The 16,932-nt window shown below is 39.0% G+C and carries 16 protein-coding genes; all 16 read right to left on the reverse strand.

From position 1 onward, the window contains the following. Window positions 1–256 precede the first annotated feature (256 nt). Window positions 257–1,576 carry a type I glutamate--ammonia ligase gene (gene glnA / locus KSU66_RS20760; protein ID WP_269053358.1) on the reverse strand — a complete coding sequence of 440 codons (1,320 nt, stop codon included), beginning with the start codon at window positions 1,574–1,576 and terminating at the stop codon, window positions 257–259. A 406-nt stretch (window positions 1,577–1,982) separates the two neighbouring features. After that, the gene (locus KSU66_RS20765; RefSeq protein WP_269053359.1) at window positions 1,983–2,771 is read right to left on the reverse strand and encodes an AraC family transcriptional regulator; all 789 of its coding nucleotides are present in this window, start codon (window positions 2,769–2,771) and stop codon (window positions 1,983–1,985) included. A gap of 383 nt (window positions 2,772–3,154) precedes the next feature. Beyond that, window positions 3,155–3,949 carry an ABC transporter ATP-binding protein gene (locus tag KSU66_RS20770; RefSeq protein ID WP_269053360.1) on the reverse strand — a complete coding sequence of 265 codons (795 nt, stop codon included), beginning with the start codon at window positions 3,947–3,949 and terminating at the stop codon, window positions 3,155–3,157. Window positions 3,950–3,988: 39 nt separating this feature from the next. Beyond that, on the reverse strand, window positions 3,989–4,981 hold the full coding sequence (locus KSU66_RS20775) for an ABC transporter permease (RefSeq protein WP_269053361.1): 993 nt from the start codon (window positions 4,979–4,981) through the stop codon (window positions 3,989–3,991). 17 nt (window positions 4,982–4,998) lie between these two features. Further along, a complete protein-coding gene (locus KSU66_RS20780; RefSeq protein ID WP_269053362.1) occupies window positions 4,999–5,988 on the reverse strand; it encodes an ABC transporter substrate-binding protein in 990 nt (329 codons plus the stop codon). A gap of 258 nt (window positions 5,989–6,246) precedes the next feature. After that, on the reverse strand, window positions 6,247–7,227 hold the full coding sequence (locus KSU66_RS20785; RefSeq protein WP_269053363.1) for an ABC transporter substrate-binding protein: 981 nt from the start codon (window positions 7,225–7,227) through the stop codon (window positions 6,247–6,249). A 186-nt stretch (window positions 7,228–7,413) separates the two neighbouring features. Continuing rightward, a complete protein-coding gene (locus KSU66_RS20790) occupies window positions 7,414–8,853 on the reverse strand; it encodes a dihydrolipoyl dehydrogenase family protein (RefSeq protein ID WP_269053364.1) in 1,440 nt (479 codons plus the stop codon). A gap of 1 nt (window position 8,854) precedes the next feature. Then, entirely contained in the window at window positions 8,855–10,051 is a 1,197-nt protein-coding gene (locus KSU66_RS20795; protein WP_269053365.1) for a dihydrolipoamide acetyltransferase family protein, read from the reverse strand. 13 nt (window positions 10,052–10,064) lie between these two features. Continuing rightward, the gene (locus tag KSU66_RS20800; RefSeq protein WP_269053366.1) at window positions 10,065–11,084 is read right to left on the reverse strand and encodes an alpha-ketoacid dehydrogenase subunit beta; all 1,020 of its coding nucleotides are present in this window, start codon (window positions 11,082–11,084) and stop codon (window positions 10,065–10,067) included. A 1-nt stretch (window position 11,085) separates the two neighbouring features. After that, window positions 11,086–12,141 (reverse strand): pyruvate dehydrogenase (acetyl-transferring) E1 component subunit alpha, encoded by a 1,056-nt coding sequence (gene pdhA, locus KSU66_RS20805; RefSeq protein WP_269053367.1) that lies wholly within the window; start codon window positions 12,139–12,141, stop codon window positions 11,086–11,088. 21 nt (window positions 12,142–12,162) lie between these two features. Next, complete coding sequence (locus KSU66_RS20810; RefSeq protein ID WP_269053368.1) at window positions 12,163–13,305, reverse strand: Leu/Phe/Val dehydrogenase; 1,143 nt, start codon at window positions 13,303–13,305, stop codon at window positions 12,163–12,165. Window positions 13,306–13,336: 31 nt separating this feature from the next. Next, window positions 13,337–13,756, reverse strand: a complete 420-nt coding sequence (locus KSU66_RS20815) for a thioesterase family protein (protein WP_269053369.1) — start codon at window positions 13,754–13,756, stop codon at window positions 13,337–13,339. Between the two features lie 135 nt (window positions 13,757–13,891). Beyond that, a complete protein-coding gene (gene paaB / locus KSU66_RS20820; protein ID WP_269053370.1) occupies window positions 13,892–14,239 on the reverse strand; it encodes a 1,2-phenylacetyl-CoA epoxidase subunit PaaB in 348 nt (115 codons plus the stop codon). A 68-nt stretch (window positions 14,240–14,307) separates the two neighbouring features. Further along, window positions 14,308–15,258 carry a 1,2-phenylacetyl-CoA epoxidase subunit PaaA gene (paaA, locus tag KSU66_RS20825; RefSeq protein WP_269053371.1) on the reverse strand — a complete coding sequence of 317 codons (951 nt, stop codon included), beginning with the start codon at window positions 15,256–15,258 and terminating at the stop codon, window positions 14,308–14,310. Between the two features lie 203 nt (window positions 15,259–15,461). Then, window positions 15,462–16,181, reverse strand: coding sequence for a DUF2161 domain-containing phosphodiesterase (locus tag KSU66_RS20830; RefSeq protein ID WP_269053372.1), 720 nt, complete (start codon window positions 16,179–16,181; stop codon window positions 15,462–15,464). 80 nt (window positions 16,182–16,261) lie between these two features. Then, window positions 16,262–16,711, reverse strand: coding sequence for a YusW family protein (locus KSU66_RS20835; protein ID WP_269053373.1), 450 nt, complete (start codon window positions 16,709–16,711; stop codon window positions 16,262–16,264). Between the last annotated feature and the right edge of the window lie 221 nt (window positions 16,712–16,932).

A 16,932-nucleotide genomic window follows, 5' to 3' on the forward strand; every position in this document is an offset into this window, starting at 1 on the left:
CGCCGAATGTATCGATAAACCTCCACCCCGTCAACTACTTATTGCATAGAAAATTAGTAGTTTGTTTTACTATATTCCATACCATAATTAGTTCAGGCGCTTTGTATTTCGTAGCTTACACGTTCCAATCAATTCTTAATAGAATACATACTACTTAGAGACATCACTTATTTATTAATTAAGGGATAGTTGTTATCGATTATTCAGTTGCTCTTGGTGTTCATCCTGAAAAACGTAGGAATCTCCAATATTATTATCAATCCATAAATTGATCACGTTCCCACTGATGAACTTGTGCCTTGTAAGTATCCCATTCAATTTTTTTAGCCTTTATAAAATGATCAAACAAATGGCTGCTTAGCGCATGCCTAACTACTTTATTTGTTTTTAAGAGTTCAAGTGCTTGATCCAAATTCCCAGGTAAATCAACTATGTTTTTTTCTACACGTTGCTCTTTTGTCATTAAATAAATATTTTGATCAATTGGGTCGGGGACAGCTAGTTTATTCTTAACCCCATCTAATCCAGCAGCTAACATTACTGCCATTGCCAAATATGGATTTGCGGAAGGATCAACACTACGCACCTCAACACGGGTACCTAAACCACGAGATGCTGGGATACGAATAAGTGGCGTTCTATTTCGTGCCGACCACGCCACATAACACGGAGCTTCAAATCCTGGAAGAAGTCGTTTATATGAATTTACAGTTGGATTTGTAATAGCCGTAAAGCTTGTCGCATGTTTTAATATTCCAGCAACAAAGTTCCTAGCAGTGTCGCTAATTTCTAACTCTCCTTCTTCATCATAAAAAACATTTACATTATCTCTGAACAAACTTAGATTACAATGCATTCCGGAACCATTTATCCCATACAGTGGTTTTGGCATAAAGGTCGCGTAAAGACCATGCTTACGTGCAACTGTTTTTACAACCAGTTTAAATGTTTGTATATCATCACATACTTTTAGTGCATTTTGATATTTAAAATTTATCTCATGCTGCCCAGCTGCAACTTCATGATGAGATGCCTCTATTTCAAAGCCCATTCCTTCAAGTTCAAACACAATATCTCGCCTGCAATTCTCCCCAAGATCCATTGGTTCAAGGTCAAAATAGCCGCCTTGGTCATTCACTTCAAGAGTTGGTTCACCTTTCTCATTTAGCTTGAACAAAAAGAATTCAGGTTCAGGTCCTACGTTGAAATCAGTAAATCCTAGATCTTTCATTTCTTCCAAAATCCTTTTGAGATTTGAGCGCGGATCCCCTTCAAACGGCGTACCATCCGGATAATAGATATCGCAAATGAGACGCGCTATTTTACCTTGCTCTACTTTCCACGGCAAAATAATAAATGTACTTAAGTCAGGGTATAAAAGCATATCTGATTCTTCAATAGGTACAAATCCTTCGATTGATGAACCATCAAACATTATTTTATTATCCAATGCTTTTGATAACTGGCCAACTGGAATCTCAACATTCTTAATCTTCCCGAATAAATCTGTAAATTGTAGACGAATGTACCTAATATTTTGCTCTTTCGCAATCTCTAATACTTTTTCTTTATTCATAGTAACATCCCCTCGTTCAGAAATTTTCAGTAAGCGTTAATGTAGTAAGAAATACTTGCTAATCGTATTCCGAATTGTGCCCCCTGATCTAACCTCAATTTGCTTTTGTATAAATTCATTTGATATAAATTCTCTATACCAACAAACTATTCCCTTATCATTCAAAAATAAACTATTACTTGTTATTTTATGTCAAAACCCAACACTCTTTATTGTTAGATAGAACATCATTCATAAACTCTCTTTCTCGCTATTTCGGTTCCTGTTTCATATATTTCGTTTATTATTTTATATTAACAGGATGGTGTTAATTGTATTTAGATTTTCCCGTATAATATTTACACTTTTTTACTTATTCTTATTTTTTAATAGAAAAATACGCCTAGCAACTTAGTTACTGGCGTTTTTAACGTATTTCTGAGGGATTTTTACCTGTGTATTTTTTAAATTGTCTACTAAAAAAATGGAGATCATTGTATCCAAGAGCATATGCAGTTTCCGTCACGGTCATCCCCGAATAATGCAATAAATGCTCCGCTCTCTTTATTCGCGAGCTAACGATGTGGAACTTTATAGTATGGCCCATATATTGCTTGAATTTCTGGGAAAAGTACTGTGGAGAAAGATTTGCTCTTACTGCTAGACTAGCAATTGAATGCCGCTCACTCGGATGGACTTGAACATAATTCGCGATTTCTTGTATGGTTTCCAAAAGACTGTTACTAATTTCGAGTACTTCTTTTTCTTTTTCTTGGTCTTCCCTTAATAAGTGTATCATCAATTGCTTTAATATAAGTTTGGCCTCGATTTCCGAACCATATTCTTTTATTAAGCACAATCTAATATATTGAGTTAATAACGATTCGAAACTAATCGTATTACCAATTATCCGATGGGCTGAAGGAGTTATCAGTGAAGTTACAGTTATGTCGAAATGTATATAGGTTAATTTAAGACGATTTTGAGGACTTTGTGTAGCTGACGTTTGATCCCCTGGCTTGAATAGGAAACAATGTCCTTTTGCTACGTCGTATGATTTCCCGTTAAGCACTAACTTCCCTTCGCCAGACCAAATATAAAATAAATCATAATTAGGTATTCGATTTTCTCGTTTCTTCCACTGCCAGTTTGGCTCACAATGAATAGTGCCATAAAAGGGCTTCAAAACGAAATCAGATGGATTTATGTTTAGCATACACTTCTCCCCTCATATGTTTGTCAGACTTTTTATTATCATATTTTCTGAATTCTTGTATATGAAATTTATATAATAAGAATTTGGGATTACACAACCTCAATTATATTCTACTAACATGTTTTTCATGACCGTATACTCCTCCAAATTAACAAGAATTTATTCCCCCAGTGGTCTTGTAATAACGCCCGTTGACAGTTAGGAAAATAATAGAATAATATCCATACCTATAAATATAATAAGTTTAATGGTAATAAAAAATAGACACGCAGGTATAAAATCCCAATCCATATTATTTACAACCGCTTTATTACTAAAAAAAACATTGTAGCAATTATTTTCGCTACAATGTTTTTTAAGACTATTTAGTTTGCGAATGAATATCATCCCAATAATGCCTTATCGCTCGTTAACTTTTCTCCACGGATGCGTTGGAATTCATCCATCAATTTAGCAATCGTCAAATCTTGTTTCTCTTCGGCTTCAACTTCAAAAATAATTTGTCCCTTATCCATCATAATGAGCCTATTTCCTAGATCAAGCGCTTGCTGCATATTGTGGGTTACCATAAGCGTTGTCAGTTGATCTTTCTCTACAAGCAGTTTGGTTAAATCCGTAATCAATGCCGCTCGCGCTGGGTCTAAGGCGGCTGTATGTTCATCAAGTAATAAAATGGATGGTTGTGTAAAAGTAGCCATTAACAATGAAAGTGCCTGCCGCTCTCCGCCAGAAAGGGTACCAACTTTTGCATTTAGTCGGTTTTCCAGATTTAAGTGAAGCGTTTCAAGCGATTCACGGAAAAACACTCGCCGCTTCTTATCCACGCCTTTTTTCAGCCCGCGCGTTTTATTTCGTGAATAAGCCATTGCAAGGTTTTCCTCAATTGTCATAAGTGGAGCAGTTCCAGCCATTGGATCTTGGAACACTCTTCCAATCTTCTGAGAGCGTTTAAATTCGGGTAATTTCGTAACATTTTTACCGTCAATTCTAATGTCTCCAAAATCAGGAGACAAAGCACCAGAAATCATATTCAACATAGTTGACTTTCCTGCACCGTTACTGCCAATCACAGTAACAAAATCGCCGGGGTTCAACTTCAGATTGATTTGGTCCAGTGCAATTTTTTCATCTGGCGTTGCTTCATTAAAAATCTTATTGATCTGTTCGAGTTTTAGCAACGGCGATATCCTCCCTCTTCAATACCGATATATTAAAGTTCAGCTAAAACGTTCTTTATGACGTTTTAATTTCCTTTTTTTCTCTCTTCTCTTTTCAAAGTATTGGGGTAGTATCAAAGCAATAATTACAATCACTGCTGTAATTAATTTCATATCCCCTGAATCGAGAAAGTCTACTCTTAGCGCAAGTCCTAGAACAATTCTGTAGATAATCGCACCTGCAATAACCGCCAATGTTGTTCGCATAATCGTTTTTGTACCAAAGATGGCCTCTCCAATAATAACTGAAGCTAAACCAATGATAATCATCCCTATCCCCATACCTACGTCAGCAAACTTTGAATACTGAGCGATCAATGCGCCAGAGAAAGCTACAAGTGCATTAGAAAATCCAAGTCCAATAATGACAAGCGTATCCGTATTAGCTGATAAGCTTCTAATCATTTTTTTATTATCACCGGTTGCTCTTATCGCAAGACCCACTTCAGTTTGCAGGAACCAATCTACGATAAATTTAATCACCAATGTAATAATTAACATAATAAACAACGTGCCCCATGTCGAGGGCAAATGTTCAAGGCCTAGCATGCTGAAAAACCGATTGAACGCATCATCAATCCCAAGGTTTCCCCAGAATGCATAAAACTTACTAAATATTGTTTCTGCGTTCAATAACGGAATATTGGGGCGGCCAATTGAGCTTTCAGAGGTCAACCCCATAATTCTTAAATTTATGGAATAGAGTGCAATCATCATTAATATACCTGAAAGTAACGGATTAATTTTTCCTTTTGTATGTAAAAGCCCCGTGATACACCCTGCAATAAAACCTATAATTATTGCAGCAACCGTAGCTATTCCGGGATGGTAACCAAAAATTATCATTGTTGCAGCAACAGCTGCTCCTGTTACAAAACTTCCGTCCACCGTCAAATCTGGGAAATCAAGCACTCGGAATGAAAGATACACGCCAAGTGCCATTATTGCATAGATGATCCCTTGCTCAACAGAACCAAAGACAGCTGAAAACATAAAGAGTCATCTCCTAATCATTCGTTAAATTCAGCGTTCCACACATCTTTAATTTCAAGACCTATTGTATCCGCAGTTTCTTTATTCATAACAAACTTTAATTTTTGCGGAACTTGAACCGGTATTTCTGAAGGTTTGCTCTCTCCTTTTAGAATCTTGACAGCCATTTCCCCTGCCTCATAACCGATGTCATAAAATTCAAATCCAAATGTAGCCAAACCGCCTCGATCAACAGAGTCAAATTCTCCAACCATCATTGGTATTTTATTTTCATTTGCAACTGAAACTACTGATTCAAGTGCTGAAACTACCGTATTATCCGTAATAATATAGAACGAATCAACTTTACCAATCAATGATTCCGTTGCCTGTTTTACATCTGCAGAAGTAGCAACTGAAGCATCAACAACAGTCATATCCATATCACTTATAATTTCCTTAACAGCCTCTACTTGGGCTACAGAGTTTTGTTCTCCCGAGTTGTAAACCATACCGATTTTGCTTGCTCCCAATTCTTCTTTTAGAAACTTCATCGTATTTGAAATCGCATCAGGATGATTATCGATTGTTCCTGTTACATTTCCTCCTGGATTTTCCATCGATTCAACTAATTCAGCACCCACCGCATCAGTTACTGATGTAAATACAACCGGAATTTCTTGCGTTTCACTTATTATGGCTTGTGCGCTCGGAGTCGAGTTCGCAAAAACCAAATCTACTCCTGAAGTGGCAAGTTTTTGTGCGATTGAAGTATTTACGCTTTTGTCATTTTGGGCATTATTAACATCATATTCCACGTCAAGTCCCGCATCTTCCAAAGCTTTTTTAAAGCCTTCAAAAGCTGCATCTAAAGATGGATGTTCAACTATTTGAGTGACACCCACTTTGTATTTTTCTTCAGAGGAGCCTTCTGTTTCATTTACCTTGTTATCATCTTCACCACAAGCTGAAAGAATTAGCGTAGCACCCAAAACCGCCATTAGCAGCTTTTTCCAATTGCTCTTCATCAATAAATTTCCCCCTCTTTAATCGGAACTACTTATAATTGTTTGTAGTTGATTCCAATCTAGAATTTTCTTAATGCTACAACTACTATGGTAGATAGTCAACAACATTTCAATTGTTTGGATATCTTAAACGCTTCCATTGCTAGTTTCAAATAAAATCTAAACGAAACTTCTAAAAAACTTTTAAGTTGCTTTAAAATAACAACAAAACAACAATGACTAAATAAGCCTCCATGGTTTTTTGTTTATTTTTAATCACTATTCACTAACTTCCGTTTGCCATTCCTCTTTTATTTCTATCCCTATTTTCTCAGCAGTTTCTTCATTAACTTCAAAGGTCAACGATTGTGGTGTTTGAACGGGTAAACTAGCCGGTTCATTTCCTTCTTTAAGAATTTCCACAGCCAACTCTCCAGTTTGATAACCCAAATCAAAATATTCAAATCCATATGCCGCCAAACCACCACGTTTAACAGAGTCTAATTCGCCAACCATCATAGGTAATTGATTGGCCACAGCTACTTCAATAACAGATTCAAGTGCTGATACGACTGTATTATCTTTAATAATATAGAACGAATCGATTTTTCCAACTAATGATTCCGTTGCTTGTTTTACTTCTGCTGATGTGGATATTGTTGCCTCGAATATCGTTAAACCCATATCCTTTGCTAATTCATTTACCTTATCAGCTTGAACACGCGCGTTTTGCTCACCCGAATTATATACAATTCCCACATTTTTAGCGCCTAATTCCTCCTTCAAGAACTTCAGCGTATTTGGAATTACTTCAGGATGTAAATCAATTGTCCCCGTTAAATTTCCACCGGGTTTTTCAAGAGATTCAACTAGCTCAGCACCTACAGGGTCTGTAACAGATGTAAATATAATTGGTACATCTTGTGTGGCACTAGCGGCAGCTTGTGCGCTTGGTGTTGAGTTTGCAAAAATTAGATCTACTTCTGAGTTCACGAGTTTTTGTGCAATTGAAGTGTTTGCACTTTGGTCATTTTGGGCATTGTTTACATCATATTCTACATCAAGCCCTGCGTCTTCTAACGCTTGTTTAAAACCGCCATAAGCTGCATCTAAAGATGGGTGTTCAACAATTTGAGTGACGCCCACTTTATATTTCTTTGTAGTTGGATCGTCTTTTTTATCCCCATCATCACCACATGCAACTAGTATTAACGTAGCACCGATAATCACCATCAATGCCTTTCTCCATTTGTTTCTCATTGCTTTCCCCCTATTCAATCGGAACCAAGAGATTATCTACAGTTAATTCCGACTTGTAAATTTTCTTAATGCTACATCGACTATGAGTGATAGTCAATAACATTTTAATTGTTCAACTCATTTAAGCGCTTACATCGTGTTTTTTCAACCTCATTTGTCTTAAATCATGTTGGCTCTAGGCATCGATTAATACTGAGTTGAAGTTTCATTTTTAGTTGGTGGGATGTGAATTGCTTGTCCGATTAAGCCCTCCACTGCCTCAAGTAGACTTTCATTAATTCCCGGGTGTGCATACGTGGGGAATTTTATATCCTCCTCTTTCGCAACCATTTCCAATTGCTGTACAAATGTACCTGCCATTTCAAGAGCCCCTTCACCAATCATATGAATGCCGACGATAATATCGGTTGATGAATCGGAAATCACTTTAATAAAACCTTCTTTTTTATTGGTGATTGCCGCGTAGCCATTCCCCCTAAGTGAAAATTGACTGATACGTACCTTCAATTCAAGTTCCCTTATATTTTGTTCAGTAAGACCGACAGAAGCAATTGGAGGTATTGAGTGGACTACAACTGGTATAAAAGTTAAGTCAACTTCCGGCTTTCCTCCTGCAATCGCTTCAACAGCGGTTTTACCCTGCTTAATCGCTTTAACCGCTAAGAGTGGACCTTCCGTTACATCACCAACAGCATAGATGGAAGGAATCGATGACTCCATATTTTCATTTATTTTAATGAATCCTTCTTCTGTCTGTCCGATTCCCATACGACTAATTCCAACGGACTCCACATTCGGCTTCCTAACGCCAGATGAATATAGATGGCTCCCGCTTATTGTCGCATCATCTTTATTATTCGTGTTATAAGTGACTAAAACTCCCTCATCAGTTTCAGCCGTCGACAAGATGACTGCATCCTTAATTATGCTTATTTTGCGCCTCTTGAATAATCGCTCTAATTCCTTTTTAATGGATTCATCCAATTCCTGGGGTGTTTCTCTCGCAATTAATATACTTATCTTCGATCCCAATGCAGCAAAACTTGATGCGACTTCTAGTGCGATATAATCCTGCCCAATTACTATAAGGTGCTTCGGCACTGTCTGCAGTTTAAATATCTCGTCTGCCAACAAAACGCTCGTACCGCCCCCCTTCAAGTCTAAAGGCACGACTGGGGAACTACCCGTTGCAATGATTATCTGTTCAAATTTATATATATCAAACTGGTGCCCATTTTCCACGCCAATTCTGTCAATGGAAAGGAATGAAGCCTTACCACGGATGACCTCAATTCTATTTTCTCTACATAAATTCTCTATCCCTAATTTTAGGTCTTCGATCACCTTTGTTTTATATACAAGAAGTTTTTGTATATTAAACGAGTTTTCGCATACATCGATTCCTAGTTCCTCAAAACGATCGATTTCCGACCGTTTTCTAGCCGCGTGGGTAAAGACTTTCGACGGGATACATCCTTGGTGCAAGCAAACTCCGCCCATATCTGCTTGTTCTATCAACGTAACCGATAAACCCAGTTGGGCAGCGCGAATCGCTGCAGTGTAGCCACCTGGCCCTCCTCCGATAATAACAAGTTCACGCTCTTGACTAAGTTCACCAACAACCATGTTAAATCAACTCCATCATTAGTTTATATGGTTGTTCGATTAGGCTGGCAAAACAATTGGTAAAGGCGACAGCAGTCGATCCGTCGGCAACACGATGGTCAAATGACATGGAAATCGTCATCACATGACCTATGACAATTTCATCGTCTTCATTAACAATCGGTCGTTTTCTCGTTTTATGAAAGGAGATAATCGCTGTCTCCGGGTGATTAATAATTGGGGTTGCGCCCGTGCTACCTAGCGGACCAACATTACTCATTGTAAAGGTGCTGTGCTGCATTTCAGAAGGCTTTAATTTTCCAGCCAAAGCTTTCTCGGTCAATCCCTTTACTTCTTGATGAATCTCTTTAATAGATTTTTGATCAGCATCGAAAACGACTGGGACGAGTAAACCATTAGCTGTATTGGTTGCGAACCCAATATGGTAATTTTTCTTCAATATAATTCGATTATTTTCTTCATCAAGTTCGGCATTAAATATTGGAAATTCTTTCAATGAAATCACTAGTGCTTTAATGAAAAATGCAGGAATAGTGATTGACTCCCCCGCATTTTTCAAGTCTTCACGTATTTTCAGTAGATTCGTCATGTTCACTTCATCGAAATGAGTGACGTGTGGAATTGTAAAGAACGATTTCGTCATCTTTTCCGCAATTTGTTTACGTATTCCCAAAAAAGGGATTTCGTTGGACGCCTCTTTTTCTTTGACCTTTGGAACATCAATCATAGATTCTTTTCCTATTTTCCCTTCTTTAATAAACCGATGTACATCTTTTTCTGACACCCGCCCTGAAGGATCCGTGGGAACGATATCTTCAATATTTATGTTGTTGTCACGTGCAATTTTGCGGGTGTAGGGTGCAGCTAGTACCCGGTTAAATAAAGTTATCGAGGGCTTCTCTTTCGATTTGGTCGCGGTAGGTAACTCTTCTTTTGGACGTTTCTTTACTGACTGCGTATTATCGTCTTCAACAATATATATAAGACTAGTTCCTACTTGGACTGTTTCACCAATATTGATAATAATCTCTTTTACTGTTCCTGAACAAGGCGAGGGAAGTTCAGCAGTCATTTTATCCGTCAACACTTCAACAAGCGGCTGATCTGCTACAACTCGGTCACCAACTTTTACAAAGTATTGAACAATTTCACCCTCGCTCATTCCTTCACCAATATCATGCAATTTTACCTCAAGCACTTTATCCCCCCATTTAAAAGTTGACTGTTTTTTCGATGCCTTCAAGAACACGAGCAGGTGTAGGAACATAATGATCTTCCAATGCAAAAAGTGGAACAGGAACATCGAACCCCGTCACCCGTTCTACAGGTGAACGTAAATATAGAAATGAGGTGTCGTTGATAATTGAGACGACATCATTGCCAAGGCCCCCGGTGGCGTGGGCTTCATGGACAATAACTACCCTACTTGTTTTCTGCACGGACTTTGCAATAATGTCACGGTCTATTGGATAAAGCGTACGAAGATCAATGATTTCACAGCTGATGCCTTTTTTTGTTGCTCTTTTAGCCGCAGATTCGGCTACGGTAACCATTGCTCCCCATGCGATAATTGTTACATCTGTTCCTTCTCGCACTATTTTCCCTTTTCCGATTTCAATCAAATATTTACCGATTGGGACCTCTTCTCTTTGTGCTCGGTAATTCCTCATATTCTCCAAAACAAGCACGGGATCCGGATCTTCCATTGCGGCAATTAAGAGGCCTTTTGCATCGTATGGACTCGATGGACAGACTACTTTCAATCCCGGCATATGCGTGAAAAGTGCCTCTGTACTATCCGAGTGAATATCCGGTGCCCGTATACCAGCTCCGTATGGGGCACGGATTACCATTGGCACAGTAAAATGACCCATCGTCCGCATTCGTATACGTGAAACGTGAGTCATAATTTGCTCATATGCAGGGTAGATAAAACCAAGAAACTGTATTTCCGCAACTGGTCTAAAACCGTTCACGGCGAGACCTATAGACGCACCGATAAGACCCGCTTCAGAAAGCGGCGTATCGACAACTCGCTCGTCCCCGAAAATATCATAAAGCCCATCCGTGGCACGAAAGACTCCGCCGTTTTTGCCGATATCCTCCCCTAGTACAAGAATTCTATCATCCTCTTCAAGCATTACCTTCATTCCATCATTGATTGCTTGGACCATCGTCATCAGTCGGATTATTTCGTTATTTTGGAGTGATTTTTGCAGTTCAGTCGCCATATCACTGCCCCCTCAAATGTTCAAGATATGATTCCTTTTGGTCTGCGAGTTGAGCCGGCATCTCCGCAAAGACATTGTCAAAAAGATCTTCGGCATTGGCGGCTGGATATTGTTCCATTGCTATTACCGCCGCTTCAATTTCCTGCTCTGTTTGTTCTCTAACTTCCGTTTTCCATTCTTCATCCCAATAGCCGTAGTTCTTCATAAACTTTTCCAGTCGTAACAGCGGATCAACAAATTTTGCCCCTTGCTCCTCAGTGCGATATTTCGTTGGATCATCAGCTGTCGTATGGGCTCCGGTTCGCCATGTAACAGCCTCTATCAAAGTCGGCCCTTGTCCACTTCTTGCAAATTCAAAAGCTTTTTTGGTTTCAAAAAAGACTACAAAACAATCATTTCCATCAATCCGGATCCCGGGCATTCCATAGGCCAAGGATTTTTGTGCGATTGTAGCAGAGTTCATTTGTCTTTCTATTGGAACAGAAATCGCATACCCATTATTCTGGTTAAAAAAGACAACAGGTACTTTGAACACACTGGCGAAATTCAATCCTTCGTGAAAATCCCCTTCCGACGTTGCACCGTCCCCAAAATAAGTAATTGCTCCATTATTTGTTCCTTTTCTCTTCTCTGCCCACGCCGCGCCAACTGCATGCGGTATTTGCGTAGCGATGGGAACAGCTGGTGGAAATATCTTTTTTCCTTTGGGAGGTACACAACCCTCGACCCGGCCATTCCAATACATATACGTTCGAACCATATCTGCTCCGTATGTTAATGTCGCACCATGATCACGGTAGGTAGGAAAAATCCAGTCATCTGAACCAAGGGCAAGCGCGCTGCCCACCTGTGAAGCTTCTTGTCCCTCAAAGGGGGCGTAAGTTCCAAGTCGACCTTGTCGCTGTAAGTTAATCGCCTTTCGATCAAATGTCCTAATTCGAACCATATTATAATAAAGATCCTTTGCCAGCTTGTCATTTATCAATTCCTCATAAGACGAATCAATTAAAAACCCCTCATCATCCATAACTGTTTTAATCGGGTAATCAAGTTCCATACAAATTACCTCCACTTACGATTATTTGCGAATTGACCATTTTGGTTTAACGGATGGCGTGTAAAAATCATTCCGTCGACCACTCATTTCCATCCTTTTTTCACACATCTTATTTGCTGATTCCATTGTGCAAGTTCCACTAATTTCAGCCTGTTTAAAAACTTCCAAAATCGCATCATAAATATGTTTTGTCTTCGCGAGCACACGGTCGTGATTAATACCATATAACTCATCAGCCACTTGGATTAGTCCACCGGAATTGATAATATAATCCGGAGCATAAAGGATTCCTTTTTCTTGTAGTTTCTTTCCATGACTTTCATGTAATAGTTGATTGTTCGCAGAACCGGCTATCGCTTTTACTTTGAATTGATTTATTGTGTTGTCATTGATAATTCCACCAAATGCGCAGGGGACGAACACGTCAGCTTCTTGAGAATAAATCTCTTCACGATCTACGACTTTTACTTTCCCCTTTGTTGTCTTCGCTTTTTCTTTGATTGCTTTCAAACTTTCCCCATTAATATCCGTAACGTAAAGATCGGCACCTGCTTCAAGTAATCCACAAGCAACTTTGAACCCTACTTTACCAAGGCCTTGTACAGCATAAGTAATTCCACCCAATTCACTTTTTCCGAAAAGCGTCTGATTAGCCGCTTTTATGCCATACAAAACACCCTTAGCTGTTGGGATGGAAGAATCTCCACCACCGCCATATACTTCGGGTACACCTACAACGCAATTTGTTTCTTTCATAACATGGATGAAGTCCTCCATCGTTGTCCCCATATCTGTACCAGTATAAAATCGTCCGCCAAGTGAATTAACGAATTGACCAAATGAACGGAATAATTCGGGTGTTTTATCTGTATTGGGGTCACCGATAATCACTGCTTTTCCTCCCCCAAAATCAACATCCGAGGCAGCACATTTATAACTCATTCCTTTTGATAGTCGAAGAACATCCTCTAACGCATCGTCCATAGTCTCATAGGGTTGCATGCGACATCCTCCAAGTGCAGGTCCTAAAGTTGTATTATGAATCGCTATAATAGCACGCAAGCCAGTTGCTGGGTCATTACAGAAAATAACTTGTTCATGATCAGCCATCATGTCGAAAAGGTCTGAACTTCCAATCATTGACGACTCTTCTACTAATTTCATTAGAAATCCCCCTTAGGATTTAAAACCTAGGTTAAAGAGTATGGTCCCTCTCATTTAAAATTAAAGCTGCTTCCACTCTTTCAGCTATGATTGATTTTGGCAATATTACCTGGGTTACTTCACCTTCGCCAATTAATTTCAACTGATTATAAGCCTTAACTTTGGTCACGACAAAACCCCCTCGTACCTCATCCAAGGTCGCAGTAATCCTCACCATTGAACCTAGCGGTGAAGGTGAAAAATGCTTAAGTTGAACAGATGAACCCATACCTTCTTCATGACTTTCTAAATATGGGAGAATGATTTTTCGAGATACCCATTCCATGTGATAGGTCATTGCCACCGTTGAATAAACAGGGTGCACGATTACACCCTCAAACGCTGCAAACATTTCTTCTGTCACTCTAATTTCGATTGTTTCTTTACGGCCTACTTCCATTCCCGCTTTCATAAACCACACACCTCACCAAAAGACATTATTGAGTTCTACGAATATATGAAAAAAAATTCAACCTATAAACCGAATAATCCGTCAATTAGAGCGAAAACCCTCTAATCTATTCTTTATATTCATTGTTCATGGAGCTTATTTCCTCTTCCCACCCCACGAAAGTATCTCTTTTTCATCCAGTATCTCCTGTTCATAATACCGCCACTTCTTTCTTAAATATCCATATCCTTTTGTCGTACGGTAATCTTTATTATCCAGTCGACTAAGGGTCTTTTTTTCCTCTGCATCCATCTTCCGTATATGTTTTCGATTGACAATCCAAATATCAACGACTGGTTCTCGGCGCATAAAATTTTCCTGCGCTAGAACAAGTGCCATATCCTCATTCGGAGCGAGCAGGCTGAATTGATGTTGAAATGTAGAATTAAGTGTTCTCTTACTAAAAACTTCATATTCCTGATAAAATGTTTTTTCTCCGGCCATCTTTACCGATTCCTCCTCTACAACGATAGTAAACGGAAAGGTATTGTAAATCCTAATTGGACTTGGCTTTACCTTACAGTTGCACTTAGTGCATCGCGTACCCAAGCATTATTTTCATAAGATGTTCGCCGTAAGTTTAATCGTGCCTGAGAACGCGGTCCCCCGTTTCGAATTATTTTGATGAATTCCGTCCAATCTGGTTGCTTGTATGTCCATATTTTACTGTCCTCATCATAATTAATCGTTGGGTCTGGAATTGTGAGTCCAAGTGATAGAATACGAGGAACGTATTTATCAAAAAAGGTCTGTCTGAACCCTTCATTAGTTTTAGTCCGGATCCTATATTTAATCGTCAAATCCTGTTTTGAAGAACCGGTCGTTTCTTTACTCGCGGGTCCAAAGAACATCAGTAAGGCTTCCCACCAACGATTTAGCGCCTCTTGGATCATCGCTTGTTGTTCTTCAGTGCCTTCCACGAGTGCAAGGACAATCGATTCTCCGTGCTGTGCATGGAAAACTTCCTCAGCACAAATACGCTTCAATGCTCTTGCATAAGGCCCATAAGAAGCCCCCAGCATATCGGTTTGCGTAATGATTGCTGCTCCGTCAACTAGCCAACCAATAATGCCTGCATCCGCCCATGTTTTCGTTTCCATATGAAAAACATTATGGAACTTCAAGTCTCCTTTGAACAAATCCTGCATTAAATCACCACGGTTTTTTCCGTATGGCTGAAGCAAATCCTCAGTGACGCGTAACAGTAACTGTCCGTGACCCATTTCATCCTGTACTTTTGCCATAATGCCAAGCTTTCGATTCAGCGAAGGAGCTTTCGGTACCCATTCTTTCTCGGGAAGGGCCCCCATGATTTCACTCATTCCATGCATAGATATTAATCGAATCAATGTGAGCCTATATTCTTCTGGCATCCAATCATCAGCCTCAATCTTTCCCCCCGCCTCAATACGTTCCATAAAGTGTGCAAGACGTTCTTTTTCCATATTGTTTAATCCAGTCATTCAAAATCCTCCTTCTATTAATCTATGCAACATCGGCACGACGTATAATAGAAATTATTAAAACCCGATGCTTTGCGATTGTATATCGCTAGCATTCGGGTTTATTTTTCCCACGTATTACTTTAAGCGTGATTTGAGGGGATATAGTAAGCTATGCTCATCTGCGATAAGTTATGCATGGTTGCAGGATTATACGTCAGAAATCATGTTAATTTCTTATAGTACTCTACCATTCCAGGATGTTCTTTTAGCTCACTAATCCCCTTATCACTTATTGAATAAACACCTCTTTCAACTCTGTCAAACCATTCATCATAGTTCTTATTAAGAATTCGAGTAGTTTTTTCACCTGTTCCAATTTCACGCAACGCCTTAGGAGATAAAGGCCCATGCTGAATTAAACAACAAGCGATATGGATACAAGTTTCTTTATAGGCAGTCATGATTTTCAATTTATTACTTCCACCAATATTAAAATCTCCGGTCCTGCCTTTAATCTCCTTCAGCAAACTATCCCGTCTCTTCTTGCTACGTTGCTTGCTTTTTACTCGATCAAAAGGAACCGGATGGTGAATTACTTTTATTTGCTCCTCATTCTGCTTGAAAGATATAACGAGTAGTCCCACTTCTAACCTTCTCATTAAATAACAAATATCCCGCCATTTCTGAGACCGTAGGCTATAATTCGGCTTTGGAATGGCCACATATACTTGATCCGTCAATCGCTGTCTTTTAGTCGCTTGCATAACAAGGTCCAAATTTAACCTCAGTTTTAATTCAACGATAATCAGTTCGTCACCTCGTAACGCCGCTACATCACAGTCGTTAACCTCTCCGTAAACGTCATACCCCTGTTCAGTAAAATGCTTTTTAATAGGTTCATATAAATCAACTTCATATAATTTCATATCATTATCTTTCAAAAGGATAACCCCCACTTCAATACCATCAAGGTCTAAGCATACCATTATTTGTATTAGTAAGTGAAGGTTAAAAGTCTATGTTACTTCGACATCATTAATGCTTTCGTATCGTGGCCTTTAAATTTAATAGTCAATTTAATTGTCGTATAATCCATAACTTCAAAAGTTTCCGAGGCTTTCTTAATTAGATCCTCTTCGGCCATATCGGGTTCAAAGTCAAGTTCTTCGAAAACAGACTCAAGTTTATCCATTGCCTCGTCGCCATGCAAATATAGATCCTCTCCTTTATTTTCATACACTGCTTCTGTCTTATCACGTTTTTCTTCATAATTAACAATAAGCATGCCTTTCATTTCCTTTGTGTCAGCTTCCAAATTAAAAATGATAAAACCATACTTACTTCCAAGTGATTCTGTCGATGAATCTTCCTCATCAGAATCCTTTGTCACTATATTTTGATTGCTACAAGCGCCCATAATCAGCACGGTAGTAATAATAATACCCATCAATAGCTTAATTCTTTTATTCATACTCCTCATCCCTTCTCAATTCCGCGGAAAAACTAGACATCATTAATCTAACCGACGGAAGGATTGGTTATACAAAATCGAGTAGGAGGGAGTGATTAACTCCCGACCTCTCACACCACCGTACGTACCGTTCGGTATACGGCGGTTCAATTAAGATTGATGACGCAAAACTTCATAACGTGATGATAAACTTTTGAGCCCTTGATGATTCCAATAGGAAT

The organism is Sporosarcina sp. G11-34, from assembly GCF_026931025.1.

Excerpts from the sequence above, each read along its gene's own strand:
- paaB (WP_269053370.1), bottom strand. The coding sequence starts at position 14,239 with ATGGCCGGAGAAAAAACATTTTATCAGGAATATGAAGTTTTTAGTAAG.
- pdhA (WP_269053367.1), bottom strand. The coding sequence starts at position 12,141 with ATGGAACTTGATTACCCGATTAAAACAGTTATGGATGATGAGGGGTTT.
- KSU66_RS20775 (WP_269053361.1), bottom strand. The coding sequence starts at position 4,981 with ATGTTTTCAGCTGTCTTTGGTTCTGTTGAGCAAGGGATCATCTATGCA.
- KSU66_RS20810 (WP_269053368.1), bottom strand. The coding sequence starts at position 13,305 with ATGAAATTAGTAGAAGAGTCGTCAATGATTGGAAGTTCAGACCTTTTC.
- KSU66_RS20835 (WP_269053373.1), bottom strand. The coding sequence starts at position 16,711 with ATGAATAAAAGAATTAAGCTATTGATGGGTATTATTATTACTACCGTG.
- glnA (WP_269053358.1), bottom strand. The coding sequence starts at position 1,576 with ATGAATAAAGAAAAAGTATTAGAGATTGCGAAAGAGCAAAATATTAGG.
- KSU66_RS20765 (WP_269053359.1), bottom strand. The coding sequence starts at position 2,771 with ATGCTAAACATAAATCCATCTGATTTCGTTTTGAAGCCCTTTTATGGC.
- KSU66_RS20780 (WP_269053362.1), bottom strand. The coding sequence starts at position 5,988 with ATGAAGAGCAATTGGAAAAAGCTGCTAATGGCGGTTTTGGGTGCTACG.
- KSU66_RS20785 (WP_269053363.1), bottom strand. The coding sequence starts at position 7,227 with ATGAGAAACAAATGGAGAAAGGCATTGATGGTGATTATCGGTGCTACG.
- paaA (WP_269053371.1), bottom strand. The coding sequence starts at position 15,258 with ATGACTGGATTAAACAATATGGAAAAAGAACGTCTTGCACACTTTATG.
- KSU66_RS20815 (WP_269053369.1), bottom strand. The coding sequence starts at position 13,756 with ATGAAAGCGGGAATGGAAGTAGGCCGTAAAGAAACAATCGAAATTAGA.
- KSU66_RS20800 (WP_269053366.1), bottom strand. The coding sequence starts at position 11,084 with ATGGCGACTGAACTGCAAAAATCACTCCAAAATAACGAAATAATCCGA.
- KSU66_RS20790 (WP_269053364.1), bottom strand. The coding sequence starts at position 8,853 with ATGGTTGTTGGTGAACTTAGTCAAGAGCGTGAACTTGTTATTATCGGA.